The 25904-nt window shown below is 35.8% G+C and carries 24 protein-coding genes; 17 read left to right on the top strand and 7 right to left on the bottom strand.

Annotation, left to right across the window (positions count from 1 at the left end; all coding sequences use genetic code 11):
• Positions 1-399 precede the first annotated feature (399 nt).
• The 9 genes from WH188_RS16495 to WH188_RS16455 all read left to right on the top strand — a co-directional run bounded on the left by WH188_RS16495 (position 400) and on the right by WH188_RS16455 (position 8049).
• Positions 400-531: an Arm DNA-binding domain-containing protein gene (locus WH188_RS16495; protein WP_132842246.1), complete on the top strand. Its 132-nt coding sequence runs from the start codon at positions 400-402 to the stop codon at positions 529-531.
• A 151-nt stretch (positions 532-682) separates the two neighbouring features.
• Positions 683-1366, top strand: a complete 684-nt coding sequence (locus WH188_RS16490) for an ankyrin repeat domain-containing protein (protein ID WP_021191020.1) — start codon at positions 683-685, stop codon at positions 1364-1366.
• 222 nt (positions 1367-1588) lie between these two features.
• Positions 1589-2143, top strand: a complete 555-nt coding sequence (locus WH188_RS16485) for an RNA 2'-phosphotransferase (protein WP_339424414.1) — start codon at positions 1589-1591, stop codon at positions 2141-2143.
• Between the two features lie 519 nt (positions 2144-2662).
• Positions 2663-3121: a hypothetical protein gene (locus tag WH188_RS16480; RefSeq protein WP_339424413.1), complete on the top strand. Its 459-nt coding sequence runs from the start codon at positions 2663-2665 to the stop codon at positions 3119-3121.
• Positions 3122-3292: 171 nt separating this feature from the next.
• Entirely contained in the window at positions 3293-4402 is a 1110-nt protein-coding gene (locus WH188_RS16475) for a hypothetical protein (protein ID WP_339424412.1), read from the top strand.
• Positions 4403-4875: 473 nt separating this feature from the next.
• Positions 4876-5517, top strand: coding sequence for a DNA alkylation repair protein (locus WH188_RS16470; protein ID WP_339424411.1), 642 nt, complete (start codon positions 4876-4878; stop codon positions 5515-5517).
• Between the two features lie 267 nt (positions 5518-5784).
• Positions 5785-6117 (top strand): PadR family transcriptional regulator, encoded by a 333-nt coding sequence (locus WH188_RS16465; RefSeq protein ID WP_021187958.1) that lies wholly within the window; start codon positions 5785-5787, stop codon positions 6115-6117.
• 1 nt (position 6118) lies between these two features.
• On the top strand, positions 6119-6730 hold the full coding sequence (locus WH188_RS16460; RefSeq protein WP_132842237.1) for an HAAS signaling domain-containing protein: 612 nt from the start codon (positions 6119-6121) through the stop codon (positions 6728-6730).
• A complete protein-coding gene (locus WH188_RS16455) occupies positions 6727-8049 on the top strand; it encodes a serine hydrolase domain-containing protein (RefSeq protein WP_339424410.1) in 1323 nt (440 codons plus the stop codon). The genes WH188_RS16460 and WH188_RS16455 overlap by 4 nt, the downstream gene beginning before the upstream one ends.
• 62 nt (positions 8050-8111) lie before the next feature.
• Here the strand turns inward: WH188_RS16455 and WH188_RS16450 are convergent, their stop codons facing one another.
• Positions 8112-8333: a hypothetical protein gene (locus WH188_RS16450; protein ID WP_132773120.1), complete on the bottom strand. Its 222-nt coding sequence runs from the start codon at positions 8331-8333 to the stop codon at positions 8112-8114.
• 274 nt (positions 8334-8607) lie between these two features.
• Between WH188_RS16450 and WH188_RS16445 the strand changes: the two genes are divergently transcribed.
• On the top strand, positions 8608-9789 hold the full coding sequence (locus tag WH188_RS16445) for an NAD(P)/FAD-dependent oxidoreductase (RefSeq protein ID WP_132842233.1): 1182 nt from the start codon (positions 8608-8610) through the stop codon (positions 9787-9789).
• A 189-nt stretch (positions 9790-9978) separates the two neighbouring features.
• Here the strand turns inward: WH188_RS16445 and WH188_RS16440 are convergent, their stop codons facing one another.
• The 3 genes from WH188_RS16440 to recQ form a co-directional block, all read right to left on the bottom strand.
• Positions 9979-11070 (bottom strand): SGNH/GDSL hydrolase family protein, encoded by a 1092-nt coding sequence (locus WH188_RS16440; protein ID WP_132842232.1) that lies wholly within the window; start codon positions 11068-11070, stop codon positions 9979-9981.
• A 175-nt stretch (positions 11071-11245) separates the two neighbouring features.
• A complete protein-coding gene (gene kdsA, locus WH188_RS16435) occupies positions 11246-12061 on the bottom strand; it encodes a 3-deoxy-8-phosphooctulonate synthase (protein ID WP_132773126.1) in 816 nt (271 codons plus the stop codon).
• Positions 12062-12076: 15 nt separating this feature from the next.
• On the bottom strand, positions 12077-14266 hold the full coding sequence (recQ, locus tag WH188_RS16430; RefSeq protein ID WP_132773128.1) for a DNA helicase RecQ: 2190 nt from the start codon (positions 14264-14266) through the stop codon (positions 12077-12079).
• Positions 14267-14365: 99 nt separating this feature from the next.
• Here recQ and WH188_RS16425 point away from each other — a divergent pair, with 99 nt between their 5' ends.
• From WH188_RS16425 to WH188_RS16410, 4 genes are all read left to right on the top strand, one after another.
• The gene (locus WH188_RS16425; protein ID WP_339424409.1) at positions 14366-15331 is read left to right on the top strand and encodes a KpsF/GutQ family sugar-phosphate isomerase; all 966 of its coding nucleotides are present in this window, start codon (positions 14366-14368) and stop codon (positions 15329-15331) included.
• Between the two features lie 126 nt (positions 15332-15457).
• Complete coding sequence (locus WH188_RS16420; protein ID WP_021191797.1) at positions 15458-15832, top strand: DUF1573 domain-containing protein; 375 nt, start codon at positions 15458-15460, stop codon at positions 15830-15832.
• A 96-nt stretch (positions 15833-15928) separates the two neighbouring features.
• Positions 15929-17128, top strand: a complete 1200-nt coding sequence (locus WH188_RS16415; RefSeq protein WP_168126993.1) for a pyridoxal phosphate-dependent aminotransferase — start codon at positions 15929-15931, stop codon at positions 17126-17128.
• Between the two features lie 115 nt (positions 17129-17243).
• Positions 17244-17537: a hypothetical protein gene (locus WH188_RS16410; RefSeq protein ID WP_021191795.1), complete on the top strand. Its 294-nt coding sequence runs from the start codon at positions 17244-17246 to the stop codon at positions 17535-17537.
• Positions 17538-17551: 14 nt separating this feature from the next.
• Here WH188_RS16410 and cmk read toward each other — a convergent pair whose 3' ends face one another.
• The 3 genes from cmk to topA are packed head-to-tail and all read right to left on the bottom strand — an operon-like array spanning position 17552 to position 21100.
• Positions 17552-18238: a (d)CMP kinase gene (gene cmk, locus WH188_RS16405; protein WP_132842228.1), complete on the bottom strand. Its 687-nt coding sequence runs from the start codon at positions 18236-18238 to the stop codon at positions 17552-17554.
• A gap of 4 nt (positions 18239-18242) precedes the next feature.
• Positions 18243-18656, bottom strand: a complete 414-nt coding sequence (locus WH188_RS16400; RefSeq protein ID WP_021191794.1) for a hypothetical protein — start codon at positions 18654-18656, stop codon at positions 18243-18245.
• A gap of 5 nt (positions 18657-18661) precedes the next feature.
• Positions 18662-21100, bottom strand: a complete 2439-nt coding sequence (topA, locus tag WH188_RS16395; RefSeq protein ID WP_183912082.1) for a type I DNA topoisomerase — start codon at positions 21098-21100, stop codon at positions 18662-18664.
• 525 nt (positions 21101-21625) lie between these two features.
• Between topA and WH188_RS16390 the strand changes: the two genes are divergently transcribed.
• From WH188_RS16390 to WH188_RS16380, 3 genes are read left to right on the top strand one after another with little or no spacing between them, the layout of a single operon-like run.
• Positions 21626-23200 carry a glycerol-3-phosphate dehydrogenase/oxidase gene (locus tag WH188_RS16390; RefSeq protein WP_339424408.1) on the top strand — a complete coding sequence of 525 codons (1575 nt, stop codon included), beginning with the start codon at positions 21626-21628 and terminating at the stop codon, positions 23198-23200.
• 18 nt (positions 23201-23218) lie between these two features.
• On the top strand, positions 23219-24727 hold the full coding sequence (gene glpK, locus WH188_RS16385; RefSeq protein ID WP_339424407.1) for a glycerol kinase GlpK: 1509 nt from the start codon (positions 23219-23221) through the stop codon (positions 24725-24727).
• A 10-nt stretch (positions 24728-24737) separates the two neighbouring features.
• Entirely contained in the window at positions 24738-25463 is a 726-nt protein-coding gene (locus tag WH188_RS16380) for an MIP/aquaporin family protein (RefSeq protein ID WP_132773140.1), read from the top strand.
• Positions 25464-25904: the final 441 nt, after the last annotated feature.

Here is a 25904-nt window from a genome sequence, read left to right as displayed (position 1 = left end):
TCGTTTATGTACTTTTGTAAACGTAAGTTTTAAAAAAAAGTATATAAACAACAAAAGTGATGAACGGAGTGAATGGCTTTGTTTTGTCTTGAAGCCCCCCCCTTTTTGGGATCATGAAAATAATCCCTCCTCTTCCGCATCCTGATAAAGAAAATATATCAAAACCCTATAAATTCAAGGATTTATAGGGTTTTTCTTTTTATACACCTATCGTTTTTTTCAATACTTCTCATTTCTAGCGAGACCCTAGCGAGACCCTAAAATTTGGCTAGCTAGGGTCTCGCTAAAATGAACCGCTAGATGAATACCGCATAAAGGCATGACATGACCAGATGCTGAACATCTTGACAGTTTATATCCAATAGAATAAATTGAATATTGAAATAAAACACCACCACAATGAGCAATCAAGTTACTATCTACATGTATACCCGTGCTGTAAAAGCTAACAAAGCAGGACTACATCCCATTTATGTCCGCATAACCATACAAGGTAAACGAACCGAATTCTCGACCAAAGAAAGCAAGTAAAAGAACGTCGCTATATTGATGTTGGATTTTAGATATTTCATAAATTTACAGTATATTGATAACTAAAATAAGTTTTACAAAACAACATATGCATTGCGTCATTTTTTGAGTTATCTGCTAACATTTTCAAGCATAATCCATAGACTGAAAGATGAAAAAATTATTTAGTACAATAAGGAAAAAAGAAATTAACGAAATTTCTAAAATTCTCGACAAAAATCCGGAATTAGTAAATTGTATTGCAAAAGGAATATCTAAACGCGATGATGGAGAAATTCCTTTACAGACTGCAATTAAAACTGAAAACTTTGACATAGCTAAACTACTAATTGAACGTGGAGCTGATGTAAAATTTATGGAAACAGAAATTGAAGATGAAGATTGGAGAAAACCGGCCTTACATTTTGCAATTGAAGCAGTTATTGCCAATTCAAGAGATGAAATTTACATTCCTAAATATAGTCCTCAAAATAATTCTGGCTTTTTAGGATTATTCAAAAAAGACCAATGGACGGTTAAAAGTGAACCGACAAAAAAATATCGAGAGGCATTTGAAATTATGAAATTACTAATAGAAAAAGGTGCTGACATTCATTCATCTAATTCAACTAGTAATTATCAAATAAGTGCTAGCGAATTTATATGTAATCGCATTGCAAATTATCATTTTGACAATAAAAGACCACTGGCTAAAGAAACAATAGATGATTTACATCCGATATTTGAACTATTCAAGATAAAGAAAATTACTGACTTTGATTTACCAAGTGTTAGCGAAAGAGGAAATACGGTTTATGAAAGTTACAAAAATTTAATTGACCAAATTTTCGAATGAAATTATGCCTTCACATGACAAGGGTCTTGCCGAACCGTTAGTCGCAAGCGTATCGCGAATCTGCAAAATAACAAATGATCATTTCATTAAATTTTCAGATGCACTTTATGAATTAGGCGAAAGTTGTAAATTGGTGTTAATTGATTGGAACAGTTTAGAGCTAATAGACTTAACTGACAGAAATAAAATTGAAAGAGTATTTCCTCATCTATACAAAATAATATGACAAGCGATAAACAACTGACACATATAAGCAAGTTTTTAAGTTTGGTACTAAGACACCAACCTAAAACAATTGGTATTCAACTTGACCAAAATGGTTGGACCGACATTAAAGAATTAATTGAAAAGGCAAACGAAAATGGTATAAGTTTCGACCGAGATACACTTAACTATATTGTTGCGACAAATCCAAAAAAGAGATTTGCTTTTAATGAAACGCTTGACAAAATAAGAGCAAGTCAAGGACATTCAATAGAAATTGAATTAGGCTACGAGAGCCAAAAACCACCTGAAATTCTATATCATGGAACAAGCGAAAAATCAGTACAATCAATAATTGACAAAGGACTTGAAAAGCGGAGCAGACAGCACGTTCATTTGAGTAGCGACATTGAAACAGCAATTAAGGTTGGACGAAGACACGGAAAGCCTGTTGTACTTAAAGTCCTTGCTGAAAAAATGTACACCGACAATTTTCAGTTTTTCATTTCGGCCAATGGTGTTTGGCTGACTGACCATGTACCTGCAAGATATTTAAAGTCGAATGACGAATAAAATAATAAAAGTTGGTAACAAGCAATGGGGTATCACATCTTGTCTTTTTTTTGTTTTAATGATTACATCGCAGATGACAATAGTGGGCAGAATGTACATACTTCAAGTTTTGTGCTTTGGTAGAAATTTGTATTTGAGTTGAAAGTTTCGGCTCCGAAATCCGCCATTGCGTAAAGCACCGGAACGTTTTGCGTCAGCTTAAAAACAATCCCGTGCAAATAACAACAGTCCTCCTACTCGTTTTAATTATAAAGCTAGGGTTTGTAAGCGTTGTAAATTTCATCAACACTTTTGATACATTAACGTCGTTATATTAATGTTGGATTTTAGATATTTCATGAATTTACGGTATATTGATAACTAAAATAAGTCTAATAAAACAAAATATGCATTGCATCAATTTTTGAGTTAGAGGTAATTTTAAGAAACACCATAGAAGGGAAAAGATAATAAATGGAAGTGAAAAGTTATTATTTATCTAATTTTAGGTCCATAACTATAGGAGTAATTTTTATAATTATGGGCATTGCCACAACATTTATTGGGTTTGATATAAAAAGGTCATTTTGGAATAACTTTCAAAGCATGATTATTGATTTCAGAGGTATAATGCATTTTATTGTCTCTATATTGTTATTGCTTTTCAGAGCTGGCTTGATCTTTTTTGGATATATTACTATAAAATATAGAAGTAAAATCATTAGAGCAAAAACTGATGACAAGGGATTATATTTTAAAGAAATTACAGGAGGTAATAAACTTGAAAGATTATCTTTTGACCTAAATCCATTTACACTTTTACATTATTCAAAAATTACTAATATATATTATGTAGAAGATTTCTGGAAAGGAAACTATTTGGAAATAGAAACAAGTTCAGGACGAAAAATATTGACCGCGCTAAATGTCTTGTCTAAGTCAGACAAAAATGAAATTTATAATACTGTTAAGAAGCAAATAAATAAAAAAAATTGCTAACATCGCTTTAACTATAGTGGAGCTCAACTGCTAAATTTCAGCATGAGTAATTCTAGTAATCTTCAGTAATAATTTGAGCGGAATTGCGTACAATTCTCCACAATCGACAAGCTGTAAGACATTGGGCGACATTTCAATAAATAAAATAATAAAAGCTAAAAATAAGGTAAAATGAATTCGTCTTTTATAAAATTATCATTCACTATTTCAATTGTAAGTTTATTAATGTCTTGTAAAACAAGCAAAATATCAACTGATACAAGTAAAACTTTAAATGAGGTTGATATATATGTTGTAGGGTACGAATACAATGATAGCAAGTTTGAATCTTCAATAGAAGAAATTGCAGACGAGGTAGGCATGAAACACGTAGCAAAACTATGGAAAAATGGTAAAGACATTCACTTAGAAAACAGTGAACTATATTCAGATGCTAAATCCGTATTTGTAAACAACAATGATGTTTATATTGTAGGATCAATTATACTTGATAATGAATACGTTGCAACTATTTGGAAAAATGGAAAAATACAAAAATTAACAAACGGTAAAACTGCTGCTCATACCAGTTCTTTGTTTATAGATAAGAACAATATTTATATTCTTGGTGCTCAGTATAGTACAAAAAATTATATGATTAAAGTATGGAAGAATGGTGTTTATACTGATATAACAAATGGAGAAAACCCAACAGATGATGCTTCGATTTTTGTATATAAAGGAGATGAATATATATGTGGACACGAACAAACCGGAAATAAAAGTAAACATTACAGAAATAATAGTGTAGCTAAAATCTGGAAAAACGGAAAACCACAAAATCTTAGTAATGGATTAAATGATGCTTATGCGCTCTCGTTATTTGTTGAAAATGGTACCATTTATGTTGTGGGATATGAAATAGAAAATGATAAATATATAGCCAAATTATGGAAAAATGGAAAATCTCAAAATTTGTCTGATGGCCTAAATGATTCATATGCAAGATCCATATATATTTGGAACAATGATACATATATAGTTGGTAGTGAAAATATTAATGGAGTTGAAGTGGCGAGATTATGGATAAATGGAAAAGTACAATCCATTACAGATGGAAAACATCACGCTGTTGCTAATTCAGTTTTTGTAAACAACAATAATATTTACATCGGAGGATATGAAAAAAATGATAACGACAGAGATGTGGCGAAATTATGGATAAACGGGGTTGCTAAAAACCTAACTGATGGTACAAAAAACGGATATGCACAATCTATTTTTGTTGAAATAAAAAAATAAAAAACGATCGACCAACAAGATTTGCCTTTTATACACCTATCGTTTTTTTTCAATACTTCTCATCTTTAAAGAGACCTAACGAGCCCCTTAAATTTGGTCATCTAGGGTCTCGATAAAATGAAATACTTTGTGAATTGTTCTACTATTCCCCTTTGGGTTCATTTAAATAGTTTTTTCGTATTTCCACTACCCCACCTTTAGCTCCAAAAAAGCCACCATCATGAGCAATCAACCGATGTCCTTGATTATAAAAAGGATTGATCAGGAATCCGTAGCCAAAGTTTTATTGTTTATGGACTTTTGCAAACCTAAGTTTTAAAAAAGCCCATAAACAATGAAATAACTTGATACCTATTGCACTGCAAAGAGGTAAGAATCAATAATTATTGTCAAGGAATTCGTTAAAAAAGAGTAAATTGTTTTTGATAACTTAACGTTGAATTTCTAGGTATTCAATATTAAAAAGAATTGTCATGAAACTTTCGTCAAAAACAGCGCATATTCTAAGTCAGATCACCACAACAACTAAGCTTGGAGACTTAAGAAAAATTGCGAAGGAGATCAAAAAAGATCACGAATTAGCACTGGAGTTATGGTCTACACCTGATTTTTTAGCAAGGCTATTGGCCATTCTGATTATGGATAATAAGCGCATTTCACAAGACACCGTCAATCAGCTCGATCAGGATATGCTTATGCATCCACCCGAAGAACGGAATCAGCTTATGGATTGGCTTATGGCAAACCAACTGACTAAAGACAAAAAAACGATTGCACTTATTGAATCCTGGCAAAATAGTGTATCACCGCTACAAAGGCGGATATTCTGGTATTACCAAGCCCGTTTAAGATGGACAGGACAAATACCTCCTCCTAATTCACTAGAATTATTAAATAAAATAGAAGCCAAAATTGCCAGAGAAGAGCCAGAAGTACAATGGGCAATGAATTTCCTAGCAGGATGGATTGGCGTTTATGAAAAACAATACCGAGACCGGTGTATTGCAATCGGAGAAAAAACAGGCCTCTATAAAGGTGATATGGTATCAAAAGGCTGTACACCAAATTATTTACCAGAATTCATTGCTATAGAAAGCAACAAACGAAATTTATAATCCAGTTAACAATTTCTAATCAACATTAGATCAATTCAATGCGTTATGATAGGATCACTAATAATCTCCTATCGTAACGCTATTGCTATTTTTAGTGCTTACGACTAAAATCAACTATTGAATCCCTCCATATCGCTGCAGATATCGTATACTGGTTACCTCAAAAATAGTTTACCTATAAATCCTACATCAAATATCAATTCAAAAAAATAAACAATTTTAAACCAAGTACTTTGTTATACTATGTATTTTCTTTAGCTTAGCTCCATGGATAATGACTTTGTAAATAAATGGACTTCACAGCTCAAAAAGGGAACCTTATCTTTTGTTGTTTTAAGGATCTTAATGGATAAGCGTGAATATTATGGCTATGATCTAATTAACGAAATAAAAAAAAGGACGGCCATTGAAATCGCGGAGGGCACATTATATCCGTTGATGAACAGACTTAAAGATGAAAAACTTGTTGACTATAAATGGGTAGAACAGAATTCAGGAATTCCCAGAAAATATTACAACATCACAAGTTTAGGTCAGGAAACAGCCGAAGAGATGAAAAAATACTGGATCACATTAAACGACACCATCAATTCAATCTAATATGAAGTTTAAAGAAATAGAATTTGAAAACAGGAATTGTACACGGATATACCGAGATTACCTTAAACGTGTCCGAAATACTGTTAAGGTATTAAATGAACAAAATCAACAGGAAATTTTACTGGAGATAAACAGTCATCTTTTCGAAGGCTTTTCAGATAATCCCAATGGTCGGGACGAAGTGGAACATTTATTAGATATTTTAGAAAAACTCGGACAACCGGAAGAATTTCTAAAACCTCTGGTAGCAAATAAGAAACTGGAGGAAGCAACACGTACTTTCAATCCTCTCGAAATAGTGAAAGCTTTAACATTAAATATTAGCAACGGAATTTCCTATATAATATTTGCAATACTATATCTATTTTTATTTGGATTTCTTTTTTTAATCATTGCTAAACTGATCGACCCGGATCACGTGGGACTCTTTTATCGTGCAAAGGACATCTTTATACTCGGGCAATATAATAATTCAGATGGTGTCAGTTATCTTCAATATGAGCGCTTAGGAAATTGGTTTATCCCTTTAATGGTTGTAGCCTCGATCACATTATATATACTATTAACCTTACTGTTAAAATTGAAAAAAAATATAAACCACAAACCGTTATGATTAAAAAATATCTCTTCTTGTTATCCTGTTTTTTTGTTTCGACATTGACAAATGCCCAACAATTTGACACGAACAAACTCGATTTGTATTTCAGCTCCCTGGAGAAAGCTAATAAATTTATGGGAACTGTTGCAGTGTCGAAAAATGAAAAAATTATCTACAGTAGATCCATAGGTTATTCCAATTATGAAAATAATACCAGATCTAATGCTAATACCAAATATAGAATCGGTTCAATCTCTAAAACGTTTACTGCAGTACTGATCATGAAAGCAGTTGAGGAAAAAAAACTGGACCTCGCTCAACATATTGATAAATTCTTTCCTTCCTTAACAAACGCATCTGCCATAACAATTGGTCATTTGCTTAGCCATAGAAGTGGTGTCCATGACTTTACGGATGATGAAAATTACATCAACTGGTGCTATACTCCCAAAAGCGAAAAGGAAATGATGGCATTTATTGAAAAGGGAGGTTCGGACTTTCAACCTGATACAAAATCGGAATATAGCAATTCAAACTATGTACTATTAACCTATATTCTTGAGAAAACTTACAAAACGCCCTATGCAACACTTTTGAAAAAATGTATTACTGATCCATTCTCGCTTAAAAATACTTATTTTGGAGGTTCAATTAATACTTCAAATAATGAGGCAAAATCATATACCTTTGAAGATAACTGGAAAGTTGCCAAAGAAACCGACACATCAATTCCTTTAGGAGCTGGAGGAATCGTTTCTAATCCGCTTGATCTGATAAAATTTAGCGACGCCCTTTTTTCAGGAAAGATATTAAAAGCCGAAAGTCTGGCATTAATGGAAAAAATCCAAGATGGACATGGTCTGGGACTTTTTAAACAACCTTTTTACGACAAGCAAGGATTTGGTCATCGTGGCGGAATAGATAAGTTCACCGCAGTATTTTCTTACTTTCCGAGCGATCACATATCTTTTGCACTGACTTCAAACGGTTCCAATTATAACAATAATGAAGTAGCTGTGACTGTTTTGAATGCCATATTCGGTAAACCTTTTGAAATTCCCGAATTTTCAACATATCAAATAAATGCTGAGGAACTGGCAAAGTATAACGGAGTTTATGCATCCGCTCAAATACCCATAAAAATAACAATTACCAATGATGGCAAAAATTTAACTGCGCAAGCTGACGGACAAGCATCCATGCAACTTGAATGTACTGCGGAAAATATATTCAAATCTGATAAGGCTGGAATTGTACTCGAATTTAAACCTGCAGAGAACGTAATGATTCTTAAACAAGGTGGTGGACAATACATCTTTAATAAAGAAAAATAAGTTTCTATCCAGAGGACATCCTGAATAATAAAAACCCGACAATAGGTCGGGTTTTTAAGTTATTACAAATTGATCAATCTATCAACCTCTTCTGCCGTTTCAATAACATCAAAAGACGTCGTTCCGTGCGTTGACGAAACAATACAAAATATAGTAGTCAAGGTCCTTCCCTGATATTCATTTTGAACAAAATGAACAATGTTTTCGGCTATAAAAAAGATGGGTCTTTCTACTACTTCATCACCTTTTTTAACCCTTTGAGTTAGTTTAATTGATTTAGCCATATGAAGATATATTTTTTAACTAAATATACAAAAATCAAATTCTTATTCCAATTCATAATTTCCCCCTATTCTCTTGAGAAAAATTGACACGAAAGCTTTCTTACTAGCTATGGTAATGTCGCATTAAACAACAGCTAAATTTCAAAATAGAAAATCCTACTATCATAACAGATGATCATAGATTTGCGGTAAACATCCACACTATATAGGCCCGTATTTATATTTCCGGTCAATTTAGTTTATTCCTAGTCGTAAATGCCTATTTTTGCAGATCATGAACGAAGATCCTATTATCATCATTGGTGCTGGTCCAGCTGGACTGATGGCTGCGCAACAACTGGCAACAAGAGGTTATCAGGTACACATCTATGAAAAAAATAAAGCTGCGGCAAGAAAATTCTTAGTCGCTGGTCATGGCGGATTTAACCTAACGCATAGTGAGCAAATAGAAAACTTCGTTACTCAATATGATGCCGCGGAAATCCAAAAGATCGTACGCCATTTTGATAATAATGCTACTGTGGAATGGCTTTCATCAATCGGAATTCCGACATATATTGGCAGTTCTGGAAAAATATTTCCCGAAAAACATATAAAACCCATCCAAGTTTTACAAGCATGGCTAGATCATCTCAACCAACTGGGAGTCATCATTAACTATGAGTACAGTTTCGTGGATTTTGATGCAAATTCTGTCATATTGCTGCACAACAAAGAAGTTGTCCGCAAAAGTTATCGTCAGCTCATCTTGGCACTAGGTGGTGGCTCATGGAAAAAAACAGGATCAGATGCTTCATGGATTCCGATTCTGACAAATAAAAAGATAAACATTACCCCTTTACAAGCGGCCAATTCGGGATATAATACGACCAATGACCTGAGCGATCTAGAGGGACAGGTATTAAAAAACATTCAGGTTGCATTTAACGGCACGAGTAAATTAGGAGAAATTGTATTTACAACCTATGGAATAGAAGGGAGTCCGCTCTATTATATGAACCGCTATAGCAGACCATACGAATTCCCGATCACACTTCATATTGATCTCAAGCCCAATGTGTCATTAGATGCAATTTTAAAGCAGATGCAATCTGGCGGAAATATAAGCTCACTATTAAAAAACAAACTTAAACTTTCATCCACTGCAGTTGCGCTATTAAAGAAATTGGATAAACAAACATTCACAGATGCAATAGCACTAGGACAGCACATTAAAAACTACCCTATCCAAGTATCAGGATTAAGACCCTTAGATGAGGTGATCTCTACAGCTGGAGGTGTACCCTTTAATGAACTGAATAAAGACCTTTCATTACATAAATTTCCTTTGGTATACTGTGCCGGCGAAATGCTAGACTGGGAAGCACCAACAGGCGGATATCTGCTACAAGCTTGTTTTAGTACAGGTGTTTGGGTTGCTACATCGATCAGTAAAAATCACCCTTTAACAATTTAAGGGTTTTGATTATCGCAAGGAGGACGAACTTATGCTCCAAGTCCCTTCTATGAATAGGATTCTAACTTGACGTACATAAAAAATGCTTAATTACAGCTATAACACAAACTGTAATTAAGCATCTAATGCTAGCAATTGGACGCTTAATGAATCATGATAATGGCCCATTTGGTCGCAATAAAACTACGTTTACTTTTTAACAACCTTATTGATCAATTTTTGATAAGCATCGGCTATTTTTTTCATTCCGATATCATTTGGATGAGCAGAATCTACGGTTGAATTAATATCTAAACCAATTTCCCTATTTGTTAGTAGATAGAGATTTTTATCTCCAGATTGCTTAATACGATTTACAAATTGGTTAGCGACAGCACTGCTCTTTTTATATTCTTCGTTAATATCTAAATTGAAGATGGCGTTATTAAATCCTGAGCTATGCTCGGTAACAATAATCGGTGTCTTCGGATGTTTTTTTCGAATTTCGGTAACTGCATTAGACAGTAAAGAATCCAGTTGCTGTGCTGTTCTATCTTTCGTTAAAGCTAGATTTGGAATACAGTCCAATATAAAAACAGCAGCATCCACTTGATTTATATGATCGATAATAGGTTGTTCTAAACGACCATTACCCGAAAAGGCAACATTGATGACTGGGTTTTTAATAGCTCTACCTAGCATATTACTCCAGGCTAATCCAGGTCTAGTAGCACATGCGCCTTGAGCGATTGAAGTTCCGTAAACAACAACTGGCTTACCTTCTTGAACAACAAATTTAAAACTCTTATCAGACCCTACTCCTATTTCCAACCATTCCACTGTATTGTATAAAGGCAGGTATAAGCGATAAGTAAAATTTGAATTTTTGCCTAATGCTTTATAATTATAGGTTACCGTATCAGCAAAATTATAGTTACCAAATGCCCAGTTCCAATTACCCCTATCATCTTGCGCATATAAATCGACACCACTAACACCAATCGTAGGCATATGTGGCATATTTAAAGATCCGCTTACTTTATAGCGTACTTTAATGGCTTCCGCATCGGTCTGAAAGTCAACATACAAACCGGCACTATTGGTACCTAAGCTCCATACAGGAGATCGCACCTGACTTTTCAAGCTCTCGGGCAAACGGTAATAATTAGATAATTCTTCCGTATGAATACGTCCTTGAATCACCTTATTTTTAAGCGGATCATTCCAGTTGATCGATTGTTGAGCAAATGAACTAAAAGCAACAAATAGACTGGCAAAAGATAAAACTAAGTTTAATTTCATAATTTAGATTGAAAACCAAATCTACCAATTATCAGGATAAATAGAAATAATTCTTTTGTATCATTCGAATTACTTTAGTTGCCATAAAGAATTCATCGAGGCAACAAGAAATAAGTGCATAAAAAAAAGTCATCGTTTAGAACGATGACTTTTCTTTATGATAAAAGCTCTTTAATTAAAGAATAGCTTGTCTTACACGAACTAACTTTTCCATTAAGTCTTCTAAGTAATCTAAATGTAGCATATTAGCGCCATCAGATTTTGCTTGTGCTGGATTTGGATGAGTCTCAATAAATAAACCATCAGCTCCAACTGCTATTGCAGCTTTTGCGATCGTTTCTATCAATTCAGGTTTACCACCCGTTACGCCAGAAGTTTGATTTGGCTGTTGCAAAGAGTGTGTACAGTCCATAATAGTTGGTACACCAAAACCTCTCATCTCTGGAATTCCTCTGAAATCAACAATTAAATCCTGGTAACCAAATGTATTACCGCGATCTGTTAATAACACGTTCTTATTGCCCGAGTCAATAACTTTATCAACAGCAAACTTCATCGATGCTGCATTTAAAAATTGTCCTTTTTTAATGTTCACTACCTTTCCAGTCTGCGCTGCTGCAACAAGCAATTCTGTTTGGCGGCATAAAAAAGCTGGAATCTGTAGGACATCAACATATGCTGCAGCTAAAGCTGCTTCATGACTTTCATGAATATCTGTTACAGTGGGTACACCAAATGTTTTACCAACCTTCTCTAAAATACGCAAAGCTTTCTCATCACCTATTCCTGTAAAAGAATCAACACGCGAACGATTTGCTTTACGGTAAGATCCTTTAAATATATAAGGAATATTTAAGCGGTCTGTAATGGTTACGATTTTCTCTGCGATTCTTAAAGCGATTTCTTCTCCCTCTATCGCACATGGTCCTGCCATTAAAAAGAAATTCGTCGAATCTCCATTTTTAATTTGAGGTAGTACTGTATTTATCATTTAATATATGCGTTTCTAATTCCCTAATTCAGACATGAACTTTATTCGCATCAGTTGAATATCTTCATACGAATAATCATCTCCACCTAAATCTTTTAAAGCTTCATCAATAGAATCCGAATCTGCTTGCTTAAAATAATCGTAGACTTCATCTTGACGATCTTGATCGATCATCTCATCAACGAAATATCCGATATTAAGTTTGGTACCAGCATTTACAATTGTTTCTACTTCTTTCAACAATTCTTCATAGCTAATTCCTTTTGCGGCTGCGATATCATCTAAACCAATTTTACGGTCTATATTTTGAATAATCGCGACCTTAAGCGCTGATTTATTTGCTGTACCTTTTATAACTAAATCTACCGGACGATCAATATCATTTTCTTCGACATACGCCTTGATCAATTCTACAAACTGAGCGCCAAATTTAACCGCTTTGCCGTTACCGACACCCTGTATCTGTTTCAGTTCGTCCAATGAGACGGGATAATGCGTACACATTTCATCCAATGATGGATCTTGAAAAATAACAAACGGAGGAAGTGACTTTGATTTCGCAATCTTTTTACGAAGATCTTTCAGCATTTTCAATAGCTCCGTATCTAAAGCGCCTGTTGAATGTCCAGCATCTTCAGATGATGAATCATCTGAAAAATCCAAAGGACGGTTCATCACAAATTTCAGTGCATACGGATTTTCCAGATAATGACGACCAATGTCCGTCATCTTTAATAAGCCATAATGATCAATATCCTTTGCTAGAAAGTTATTGAGCACCGCTTGACGAACCAATGATTCCCAATACACTACTCCTTTATCTTTACCTTTTCCGAACAAAGGATGCTCATCATGTTTATAAGCAGAAACAGGTTGATTATTCTGACCCACCATGACATTGATCACGTGTAGATCGTCAAAGTTTTCACCTTGTTCTTTAATAAAAGAAAGAACTTCAAATAACGATTGTTCTGCTTCAAAATAAGTTTTTTGAGCACGACAATTATCACACATATTACTACATCCGGTTTCGTCAAAATTCTCACCAAAATAATGTAGAATTTGTTTACGACGACAGACTGCAGATTCTGAATAATCAATAACTTCTTTTAAAATTTGTGTTCCGATTTCCCTTTCAGCAACGGGCTTATCCTTCATGAATTTCGTTAATTTCTCAACGTCTTTCTCCGAATAAAAAGCTAAACATAGACCTTCTCCACCATCACGTCCAGCACGACCAGTTTCTTGGTAATAACCTTCCATAGATTTTGGAATGTCATGGTGAATCACAAAACGTACATCGGGCTTATCAATACCCATACCGAATGCTATCGTTGCTACGATAACTTCGACATCTTCCATCAAAAACTTATCCTGTGTATCGGCGCGTGTTTTCGCATCCAATCCAGCATGATAAGGAAGTGCTTTGATTCCATTGATATTAAGAACTTCACTAATTTCTTCAACCTTCTTACGGCTCAAGCAATAGATGATACCTGTTTTACCAGACTGTCCTTTTATAAAACGAACAATTTCTTTAACGACATTTTTCTTCGGCCTTACTTCGTAGAATAAGTTACCTCTGTTAAATGAAGATTTAAAGAGCATAGCATCATTCATTTGAAGATTCTTACGAATATCTGACTGCACCTTAGGTGTAGCTGTAGCTGTCAATGCAATAATGGGTATTTTTTCACCTATACCATTGATAACCTGACGAATCTTGCGGTATTCCGGACGGAAGTCATGTCCCCATTCGGAGATACAATGGGCTTCATCGACAGCAACAAAAGATACCGTAATCTGCTTCAGAAACTCGACATTCTCCAATTTCGAAAGCGATTCTGGTGCTACATAAAGTAATTTTGTTTTCCCTGCTGTAACATCCTGTTTGACACGCATGATATCACCTTTGTTCAATGAAGAATTTAAAAAGTGAGCAATACTATCCTCTCCGCCAAATGCGCGAAGCTGATCAACTTGGTTTTTCATCAAGGCAATTAACGGTGAAATGACAATCGCTGTCCCCTCACTCATCAATGCCGGCAACTGGTAACAGATGGATTTACCACCCCCAGTAGGCATTATGACAAATGTGTCCTTTCTCTGTAGTACATTTGTTATGATTGCTTCTTGATCCCCCTTAAAAGTATCAAAACCAAAAAAATCTTGTAAATTGTCGAAAAGTGATTTTTCTATTTCCATCGAGCCTCGGGCAAAAATAAGATAGATAAATGACCAAAAAATCTGTAAAATAACCTATTTTTGTATTCATTCTTTAATATAAAAGTAGATATTTTTTTTGTGAAAAGCAACATCGATATAAAAAATATAGCTATCCAAGCTATACAAGAAGAAGCTAAAGCGGTAGCTGATTTATCACAACGGATTGACGACGACTTTGTTAACGTGGTTAAACATATAATTAACTTACAAGGCCGTGTTATTGTCACTGGAATAGGAAAAAGTGCTATTATCGCACAAAAGATTGTTGCGACAATGAATTCGACTGGAACACCCTCCATTTTCATGCACGCAGCCGATGCCATTCATGGTGATTTAGGGATCATTCAAAACCAAGATTTAATCATCGCAATTTCAAAAAGTGGTACAACTCCTGAAATCAAAGTCCTGGTGCCTTTCTTGAAGCAGACCGGAAATACATTGGTCGCTCTGGTAGGAAATATCAATTCTTATCTGGCTGAACAAGCGGATTTCGTACTGGACACCACTGTTGAAAAAGAAGCATGCCCTAACAATCTTGCTCCTACCTCAAGTACCACTGCTCAGCTAGCAATGGGCGATGCACTGGCGGTATGTCTGCAGGAATGTCGCGATTTTTCAGATCAGGATTTTGCAAAATACCATCCAGGAGGTGCGCTAGGTAAAAAATTATACCTAAAAGTAGCGGATCTCTCCGATCAAAATGAAAAACCAAAAATCCCAAGTAATGCCACTATCAGAGAAATCATACTGACCATCACACAAAACAGATTAGGTGCTGTTGCAGTATTGCAAGATGAAAAGATTGTGGGCATCATTACCGATGGGGATATTCGCCGTATGCTTGAAAATCATGAAGATCTTACAGGATTAACTGCGAGCGATATTATGGGGACACATCCTAAAACGATCGACAAAACAGAGCTTGCTGTAAATGCGCTGCATATGATGCGTCAGAATAACGTGTCTCAATTAATTGTTTTACAAGGAAATATGTATGATGGCATCATACATATTCAAGATTTATTAAAAGAAGGAATAATCTAGTCATACATAATGTAATATTATTGTTATCGCGTTCTTTTCTAAGGCAATTACGTATTAAAATTTCTATTTTGGTACGTTGTTTGACATTATCAAAGAGCATAGTTAACAAATTAAGAAGAAGAAGATATGAAAAAGTTTTTAGCCGTATTAACTGTTATTATTGCATTTGTAGGATTTACTGCAATGCAAACAAGTCAGAGCGAATTTAAATTTGAAAAAGAAACACATGATTTTGGAAAGATCGCACAAGGAACTCCAGTATCATACAGTTTCAAATTTTCGAATGCAGGAAGTGAGCCTATCATTATTTCTGATGTTAAGCCTTCATGTGGATGTTCAGTAGCAGAATTTACAAAAACACCAATCAAACCAGGTGACACAGGAACAATTAAAGTTACTTTCAACGCTGCTTCAAAAGCACCTTTTACAAAAAGCTTTACAGTAACATCCAACACAAAAACACCTGTAAAAACTTTATACATCAAAGGAATTGTAGAATAATTACTTTGCGTACATAATTAAAGAAAAGCCACTTCAAGTAAAGTGGCTTTTTTAGTTTTAATTCAGTAGATTTGTTTCGCTAATTTATATAAAATAATGCCATCAATATCAGAAAAAGGGTATAACATGCCCGCATCCCCAATTAGAAAACTAACACCTTTCGCTGATCAAGCAAAAAAAGAAGGGAAAAAAATCTATCACTTAAATATCGGACAGCCGGACATTGAAACGCCAGAAGTAATGCTCAATGCATTAAAAAACATTGATTTCAAAGTTTGGGCCTATACGGCATCTGAAGGAACAGCATCTTACCGCAATAAACTGACGACATACTACAATAAATTAAACTACAATATCCAACCTACTGATATTTTAGTGACAAACGGTGGCTCTGAAGCGATTATGATTGCGATGCAGGCCTGTCTTAACCCGGGTGAAGAAGTAATCATTCCTGAGCCTTTCTATGCCAATTACAACGGCTTCGCATGCTCGTCAGACATTGTGGTAAAACCGATCATGTCTTATATCGACAATGGATTCGCTTTACCTTCTATTGCGGAGTTTGAAAAAGTAATCACTGAAAAAACAAAAGCGATTGCGATCTGTAATCCGAACAACCCTACAGGTTATTTGTATTCTAGAGAAGAACTAGAAGCATTGCGTGAGCTTTGTTTAAAATATGATTTATACTTATTCTCTGATGAAGCCTACCGCGAATTCTGTTATGATGGGCGTGAATTCATTTCACCTATGCATCTGGAGGGACTGGAACAACATGTTGTTGTTTTTGATACCGTTTCAAAACGTTACTCAGCATGTGGTGCCAGAATAGGTTGCTTAATCACAAAGAATAAAGAACTGTACCAAGTCGCTCTAAAGTTTGCACAAGCGCGTTTAAGCCCTTCTTTGGAAGGACAAATTGCAGGTGAAGCAGCTGTAGATACACCAGATAGTTATTTTGAGGCAGTGTCTGAAGAGTATACTGCACGTCGTGATACTTTAGTCAACGGCTTAAATAAAATTGAAGGTGCATTTTCACCTAATCCAGGTGGCGCATTTTACGTTGTAGCAAAACTACCGATCGATAACGCAGATAAATTCTGTCAATGGATGCTAGAAGAGTTTGCATACGAAAATGAAACGGTTATGATGGCTCCTGCAACAGGCTTCTACAGCACTCCAGGTGCCGGAATCAACGAAGTTCGACTAGCATACGTTCTTAATCAGAACGATCTAAAAAAAGCATTGATCTGCTTAGAAAAAGGACTGGAAGTTTACCCAGGACGTACACACTAATCAGTGAGTATAGATGATAAAAGGGGTTGCTCAAATGAGCAACCCTTTTTTATTTAAAACATTTTGACCACTTTATACGTTATATATAGTAATTGATCACTAAATTTTATATAATATGGATAAATTGAAGAAATTTGAATTGATGGAAAAAATTGCGAGAGAATTAGAAGATGTTAGGAAAAGTCAGCAAGCCGTATTAGAAAAAATTGGGAAAATCGAGGTGGATAATATCGAACTTGGAGACCAAAATCTAGAAAAGATTCTACCGGATATTTTTCAACGTACAGCAGACAATTCAGATGCAATCCGTCAACTATTAGATTCTTTCCAAGAAAAAACAGAAGAATTTGGAGAGAAAAACAATGTTGCGAAACTAAAAGAACAACAACAGATCAATAGCATTAAATAAAAAAGAAGAGTTTCCTATTTGGAAGCTCTTCTTTTTGTATATTCATCAATGACAAATGTCAATTGATCTTCTTGACTCATATAAGAATTATCCAATACAATGGCATCTTCCGCTTTACGCAAAGGACTTTCTTCCCTGGTACTGTCAATATGATCACGATGTGCCAGATTCTTAACAATTTCATCGATCGTCACCTGCTCTCCCTTATTGGTCAATTCTAAATAACGTCGATTAGCACGTACTTGCGGATCCGCTGTCATAAAAATTTTCATATCTGCATCCGGAAATACAGTTGTGCCTATATCGCGACCATCCATCACGATATTACGTCTCCGCCCTAATTTCTGCTGTTGTTTTACCATGGCTTGACGCACAGCTTTTATTGTACTCACTTCACTCACCATATCCGAAATATACATCTGACGGATCTCATCCGATATATCTTCATCATTAAGATGAATCTCAGTTTTATCATCATTAGGAATGAAATCGATATGAATATTTTCCAACGCCTCAGCTATTGCTTTATCATCTTTCATATCTATTCCCTCTCTGAGAAAATAAAGTGTCACAGCACGGTACATTGCACCACTGTCAATGAAAACAAATTTTAATTTTTTGGCCAGTGCTTTTGCCACTGTACTTTTACCACATGATGAAAAACCATCAATAGCGATAATAAAGTTATGTCTTGTTGTCATAAAACTAATTCATCCCCCCAATAATCACCCCAAGCTTATTCACTAAAGGAACCAGTATTAAATTCCCTTCTATAATGCTTTCAGGTAGGAAGATGTATTTCTTATCGTAAATAATATTATCAATATAAAAGCTTAACCAATATTCATTGGTTAAACCGAATACCTGTTCATCAATAGCTTCGATTTTTTCGAAAGAATGTGGAGCAACATTACCGATAAAATGACGTAATGTGCTTGTGATCACATTTGCACCATCCTTTTCGCCATAACCTTTTGAAGTAACCAAGACATTTTGAATTTCTTGATTCTTTTCATTAATTAAATAAACATTCCAAACTTTTGACTCCGGGCTTTCACTCTCCAAAACAACAGCAATCGTAATATTTTGAACAATGTTTTCAGGTAAATCCTTTTTCATTTCAATTATTTATCTTTAGTCGCTTTCACAGCAGCCTTTGTAGCTGTCTTTTTAACCGCAGTCGCTTTCTTCGCTGCTGGAGCTTTTTTAGCAGGAGCTTTCTTTGCAGTAGTCGCTTTTTTAGCAGTTACTTTTCCTTTGCCTTTAGGAGCATCAGCTTCCGCCCATTTCAAGACATCTTCATACGTGATCTGCTCTACTTCTGTTCCTTTTGGAATTTTCAAATTCTGTTTTCCAAAACGGATAAACGGTCCCCAACGGCCTTGTTCAATTTGAGCTTCAGGATTTTCGTCAAAAACACGAATTACCTTTTCAATATCTTTTTGTCTCTTGTCTTTGATAATCTGGATACACTCTTCCTCTGTCACATCAAGTGGATCAACATTCTTTGGTAAAGAATAAAAAGAAGAATCATGACGGATATAAGGTCCAAAACGGCCAATAGCAACAGTCATTTCCTTTTCTTCAAAGATACCAACCTTCTTAGGAAGCTTAAACAATTCCATAGCATCCTCAAAAGTAATCGTTTCGATCATCTGTCCTTTTCTCAAAGATGCAAAACGAGGTTTCTCTTCATCATCTTGTGCACCAATCTGCACCAAAGGACCAAACTTACCAATACGTACAGAGACAGGTTTACCCGATACAGGATCGACACCCAACTCACGTTCGTTGTTAGCACGTTCAGCATTTTCTAACGTATTCTGTACTTCTGAATGAAAAGGTCCGTAGAATTCACGCAACATATCTGTCCATTCGGTCAAACCATGTGCAATTTCATCAAATTCCTTTTCTACTTTTGCCGTGAAATTAAAATCTACAATGCCTTTAAAGTGTTCAACTAAGAAATCATTAACAACAATACCTATATCTGTTGGAAACATTTTTCCTTTTTCAGCGCCAGTAATTTCAGTCTTAGTAACGGCAGAGATTTCCGTATTTTCTAAAGTCAATACACGATAGTCACGTGAACGTCCTTCTCTTTCTTCTTTCACTACATAACCGCGATTTTGAATCGTAGAAATTGTCGGTGCATAAGTAGATGGTCTACCAATACCCAATTCTTCCAACTTCTTCACCAAAGCTGCCTCTGTATAACGAGCAGGAGGTCTTGTAAAACGCTCTGTCGCGTTCATGCTTTTCAATACGACCGATTGTCCTGTTACCAAAGGTGGCAACAAGGAGTTATCGCTATCATCATCATTCGTTACCTCTTGATCATCATCTGTAGATTCAAAATAAACTTTCAAAAATCCATCAAACTTCATGACCTCACCTGAAGCAGATAAATCCTCCTTACGTGTAGAAATAGAAATTTTAGCTAATGTTTTCTCGAACTCTGCCTCACTCATTTGAGAAGCAATAGCACGTTTCCAAATTAAATCGTATAAACGTTTTTCTGCTGCATCACCTTCAATGCTATGTTCAGAAAAATAAGTTGGACGAATGGCTTCGTGAGCCTCTTGAGCTCCAGAAGTTTTTGTTTTATATTTTCTTAACTTATGATAACGATCACCATAAGCAGAACGAATTTCTTTCTCAGCAGCTTCTGTTGCTGTATCACTTAAGTTAACAGAATCGGTACGCATATAGGTAATGCGACCAGCTTCATATAAGCGTTGAGCAACCTGCATAGTACGCGCAACAGAAAATCCTAGCTTACGACTAGCCTCCTGCTGTAGCGTTGAGGTAGTGAACGGAGCCGCTGGAGCTCTTTTCGCAGGTTTTGTTTCCAAACTCTTAACAGCAAATTCCGCTGTCTTACAATCCTCTAAAAACTGCTTTGCTTCAGCCTCTGTTGCAAAACGCTGTGGCAACTCAGCTTTAAAACTATCTTTAACTTTTCCAGTATGGAAAAATGCCACAATACGAAATGATGCTTCCGCATTAAATTTTATAACCTCGCGCTCGCGGTCTACAATTAAACGCACTGCTACCGATTGAACACGTCCTGCGGACAACGATGGTTTTACTTTCTTCCATAACACAGGTGAAAGCTCAAATCCTACCAAACGATCCAGTACACGACGGGCCTGCTGTGCATTTACTAAATTATAATCTATTTTACGTGGATTCTCAATGGCCTTTAAAATCGCAGGTTTGGTGATCTCATGAAATACAATACGCTTAGTACTCTCATCTTTTAAACCTAAAGTCTCAAATAAATGCCACGATATAGCCTCCCCCTCGCGGTCCTCATCGGATGCTAGCCAAACTGTTTCTGCAGCTTTTGCTAATTTCTTTAACTCACTGACAACAGCCTTCTTATCACTCGGCACTTCATATTTTTGTTGAAAATCTTTATCTGTATCAATAGCATCATCGGTCTTCACCAAATCACGAATATGTCCGTAACTGGACTTTACCAAAAAGTCCTTCCCTAAATACCCTTCTATTGTTTTCGCTTTCGCCGGAGACTCTACTATGAGTAAATTTTTAGCCATTTAAATTTGAGATTTGTGCAAATAAAGGCATTTCTTTAACGAATGACAATATTTTTAGTCTTTTTTTACATTATTTAAGGAAAAAAAAATAAATAACCATTTGTTTTATTCCAAAACAAGGGTTCATATTTTTTTATAAAATTCTGTTTTTTACCCGTAGAAATTTAACAAACAAGCTTTAATAATACCAAAGACGTACCTCTTTAAATTACATCTATATTGGATGAAATCGTACATCAAATGTATGACCTACCAATTATTGACAACAACCATATAGCTAATAAATGGTTAAGGTATCGTTATAGCTGACGAAAAGATTACCTTGGTTTACCTAACGACAAGAAAACAAACTCCAATCGGTTGGTGACTTTGTAAAAAACAATTTGGAGAACAAAATACTAATTAAAAAATAAATAAAACAAACTTTCAAGCTATTTCGTTTATAATGTAAGGCCCTTCTTTATAAAAGATATACCTGAAAAAGTGAACATTTGATAAACAAAATATCCAAAATCATATCATTGTATGAGCAATTTCAAAAGAAAGACGAATCTAGAAAACGTAAATAAAACTTCAAAATGGGACATTGTTATCATTGGAGGCGGGGCAACTGGGCTTGGTATCGCTGTCGATGCGGCTTCTCGAGGATTTAAAACATTATTACTCGAAAAATATGATTTTGCAAAAGCAACCTCAAGTAGGAGTACGAAATTAGTCCATGGTGGTGTGCGGTATCTCGCAAATGGAGATATTAAACTTGTCTATTCCGCATTGCATGAAAGAGGATTAATTTTCCAAAATGCACCACACTTAGCTAAAATTCAAAGTTTTATTATTCCATGCTATACATTTTTCAGTAAGTGGAAATATCTGATTGGATTAAAAATCTATGATTGGATGGCCGGTGCATACCGGATCGGAACTTCCAGATTTTTATCCAGCAGTCAGGTTGTTGCAAAACTGCATGCTGTCAAACAGGATAATCTAAAAGGGGGTATAATCTACTATGACGGCCAGTTTGATGACTCCCGATTTGCGATCAATCTAGCACAGACAGCAAATTCTCTTGATGCAACAATCTTAAACTATTGTGATGTAAATGCCATTCATAAAGATACAAATGGTCAAGTTTGTGGTGTTTCTTTTACAGATTTAGAGTCAAACCAGAATTTTGAAGTTAAAGCAAAAACAGTCATTAATGCGACCGGAATCTTTGTTGATGATATATTAAAACTGGAATCACCTGTCCATAAGAATTTAGTAAGACCATCTCAGGGAACACATCTTGTCATTGACAAGAAATTTTTAGGGGAAGAAGATGCCCTTATGATTCCGGAAACTAATGACGGACGTGTGCTATTTGGTGTGCCATGGCACGACCACATCCTATTAGGAACGACAGATACGCCCTTAGATATTCACACTATTGAACCAAGACCTTTAGAAGAAGAAGTAGATTTTATTTTAGAAACAGCTAAAAACTACCTCAATCCTGCTCCTACCCGAGCAGATATACTCAGTGTATTTGCAGGTTTGCGACCACTGGCTGCACCAGATGAAAGTAATCCAGCTTCAACAAAAGAAATCTCCCGGGACCATAAACTGATCAGCAGTAAATCAGGATTGATTACCATTACAGGAGGGAAATGGACGACATATCGTAAAATGGCAGAAGATACCGTTAACAAAGCCATTCAAATCGGAAAGTTAAATACAGCTCCTTGTATTACAAAAACCTTAAAAATACATGGTTATCTTCAAGAAAAACAGCAGGGACACTGGCAGATATACGGTTCAGATGCAAAGTTAATACAAGAGTTAGCACAAAAGGATCCAAATTTGTCCCAAAAGATTCACCCCAAATTTGATTATATCGCAGCAGAAGTAGTATGGGCAGTAAGAAATGAAATGGCAAGATGCCTGGAAGATGTTTTAGCAAGAAGGATACGCATGCTGTTTTTAGATGCAAAAGCAGCCATGGAGGCAGCTCCCCTAGTTGTTCAGATTATGTCCAAAGAACTTGAGCAATCGAAAACATGGGAAGAAGAACAGCTTGCACAATTCCTTATACTTTGTAAAAACTATACTTACAATTCCTAATCCATTAACAACGCATTTATGAGTACTAAAGAATACATTTTGGCATTAGACCAGGGCACAACGAGCTCAAGAGCAATTATCTTTTCGAAGTCAGGAAAAATAGAAGCGATAGCACAAAAAGAATTCAAGCAGATTTATCCAAAATCTGGTTGGGTTGAGCACGATCCTAAAGAGATTTGGTCCAGTCAACTTTCAGTTTTTACAGAAGTTATGGCCAAGATGAAGATTACCCCAAAACATATCAAAGCCATCGGAATTACAAATCAGCGTGAAACCACTATTATTTGGGATAGAAAAACCGGGGAACCCATCTATAATGCTATTGTATGGCAAGATCGAAGAACAGCAGACTATTGTAAGCAGATCGAAAATCAAGGTCATGGCAATACCATTCAGAAAAAAACAGGTCTTCGTATCGATGCCTACTTCTCCGCATCTAAGATCAACTGGATATTAGATCATGTAAAAGGTGCTAGAGAAAGAGCAAATGTGGGCGATCTCGCTTTTGGAACCATAGATAGTTGGATTATTTGGAACCTAACTGATGGAGCTGTCCATGTAACCGATGTGTCCAATGCATCAAGAACGATGTTGTACAATATCGAAACGTTAACATGGGATAATGAATTGCTGACCATATTTAACGTACCTGCAAGTATCCTTCCTAAAGTTGCCTCCTCGTCAGAGGTATATGGACATACTTCGGGTCAGATCCTTTCCAGTAGTGTACCTATTGCAGGGATTGCGGGCGATCAGCAAGCGGCACTATTTGGACAAATGTGCACCCAAAAAGGAATGGCAAAAAATACCTATGGAACAGGTTGCTTCTTATTAATGAACATTGGCTCAAAACCAATTTTTTCGAATAACAATTTAGTCACTACGATTGCTTGGAGAATTGGAGGAAAGGTAACATACGCTCTGGAAGGAAGTGTATTCATTGGAGGAGCTGTTGTGCAGTGGTTACGAGATGAATTAGGTATCATCAAAACTTCTGCAGAAATAGAAAAATTGGCTGAAAGTGTACCGGACAGCGATGGTGTCTATATGGTTCCGGCTTTTTCAGGTTTAGGAGCACCACATTGGAATCCTTATGCACGCGGTACGATATTAGGATTGTCTAGGGGCAGCAATGTCGCTCATATTGCCAGGGCTGCGCTAGAAGGAATCGCATTTCAAATAACAGATATTTTGACTGCTATGCAGTCTGATTCAAATATTGAAATCAAAGAACTTCGTGTAGATGGCGGAGCCAGTGCGAATAATTTTCTGATGCAAACCCAGGCTAACTTTCTCAATACAATTACCATACGTCCTGAAGTGACAGAAACGACAGCACTTGGAGCAGCATATTTAGCCGGTCTAGCGGTTGGATTTTGGCCTAGTGTGGAAGAAATAGCAAAACAATGGCAAATAAACAGAACATTTACACCAATACCAGATCCATCAATTGAACAATCATTGCGAGAATGGAAGCGCGCTGTAGAGACAACCAAGTTTTGGGCTAACTACGATCTTAACGCTTAAGCCAGTTATTATGAATGTACTAATCGCAGAATTTATTGGGACAGCCGTGCTCATTTTACTAGGGGGAGGAGTTGTCGCAAATGTTGTACTAAAAGATACTAAAGGGAACAATTCAGGTTGGATGGTAATCAGTACAGCTTGGGCATTAGCTGTATTCGCCGGAGTAACGATTGCAGGACCCTATAGCGGGGCGCATCTTAATCCTGCGGTTACACTTGCTAATTTAATATTGAACAAAATGACCTTAAGTTTAGGACTTCAATACATCACAATGCAAATTTTAGGGGCTATGTTTGGTTCATTTGTCGTTTGGTTGATGTACAAAGATCATTTCACCCAAACCGAAGATGCAGGAGCCAAAGAGGCCGTGTTTTGTACAAGACCTGCTATCTTTAATCCTAAAATTAACATCATCAGTGAAATTGTAGGTACTTTTGTCTTAATTTTTTGCATCTTACATTTCACTGAACCAACTATCCAACAAGGACAAACTTTGGGCCTAGGTACTATAGGAGCAATACCGGTAAGTTTTATTGTTTGGGTAATCGGATTATCTTTAGGCGGTACAACCGGGTACGCCATTAACCCTGCCCGAGATTTAGGCCCTCGAATTACACATGCTTTATTACCGATAAAGAATAAAAAAACATTTAATCTAGCATATGCCTGGGTGCCTATAGTCGGTCCACTTATAGGCAGTACTCTTGCCACATTGATCTATTTATGTATAAATTAAGACGATTAAAATTTGTCCAATTGCAAGAATAAAAATCCAATATTCTATAATAAATATCATAATAAGCATTAAGAATAACCTAATCCAGCTAAATAAACTGGATTAGGTTATTTTTTATCAAGTATAATGAAAGGGAAACCTATTGCCCGTAAATCATGTGATCTCAAATGGACTATCATATGTTACATACAAAACTGAATAGCTAAGTGATAACGAAGAAATAAAAAGGCAGTGCACAACCCCAGCGTTCACGAGAACATAATAGTCCCTAGTACATAAGAAGTATCAAATAGCATTATATGAGTATTAAAAATTAGAGATCGAAAGATATAGTGACAGTATGATTGTCCCATAAGAAGAGGATGTAAAAGCTGAATAGGTAAAATGATGAGCATGAAGGGCCTGCACAAGCTACCGAAAGAACAGGAATAGCTATGTTCT

The sequence above is a fragment of the Sphingobacterium sp. MYb388 genome (assembly GCF_037479535.1).
In the GTDB taxonomy this organism is placed as follows: Bacteria; Bacteroidota; Bacteroidia; order Sphingobacteriales; family Sphingobacteriaceae; genus Sphingobacterium; species Sphingobacterium anhuiense.
The sequence above is the reverse complement of the archived record's forward strand: the minus strand, read 5'-3'. Positions and strand labels throughout refer to the sequence as shown.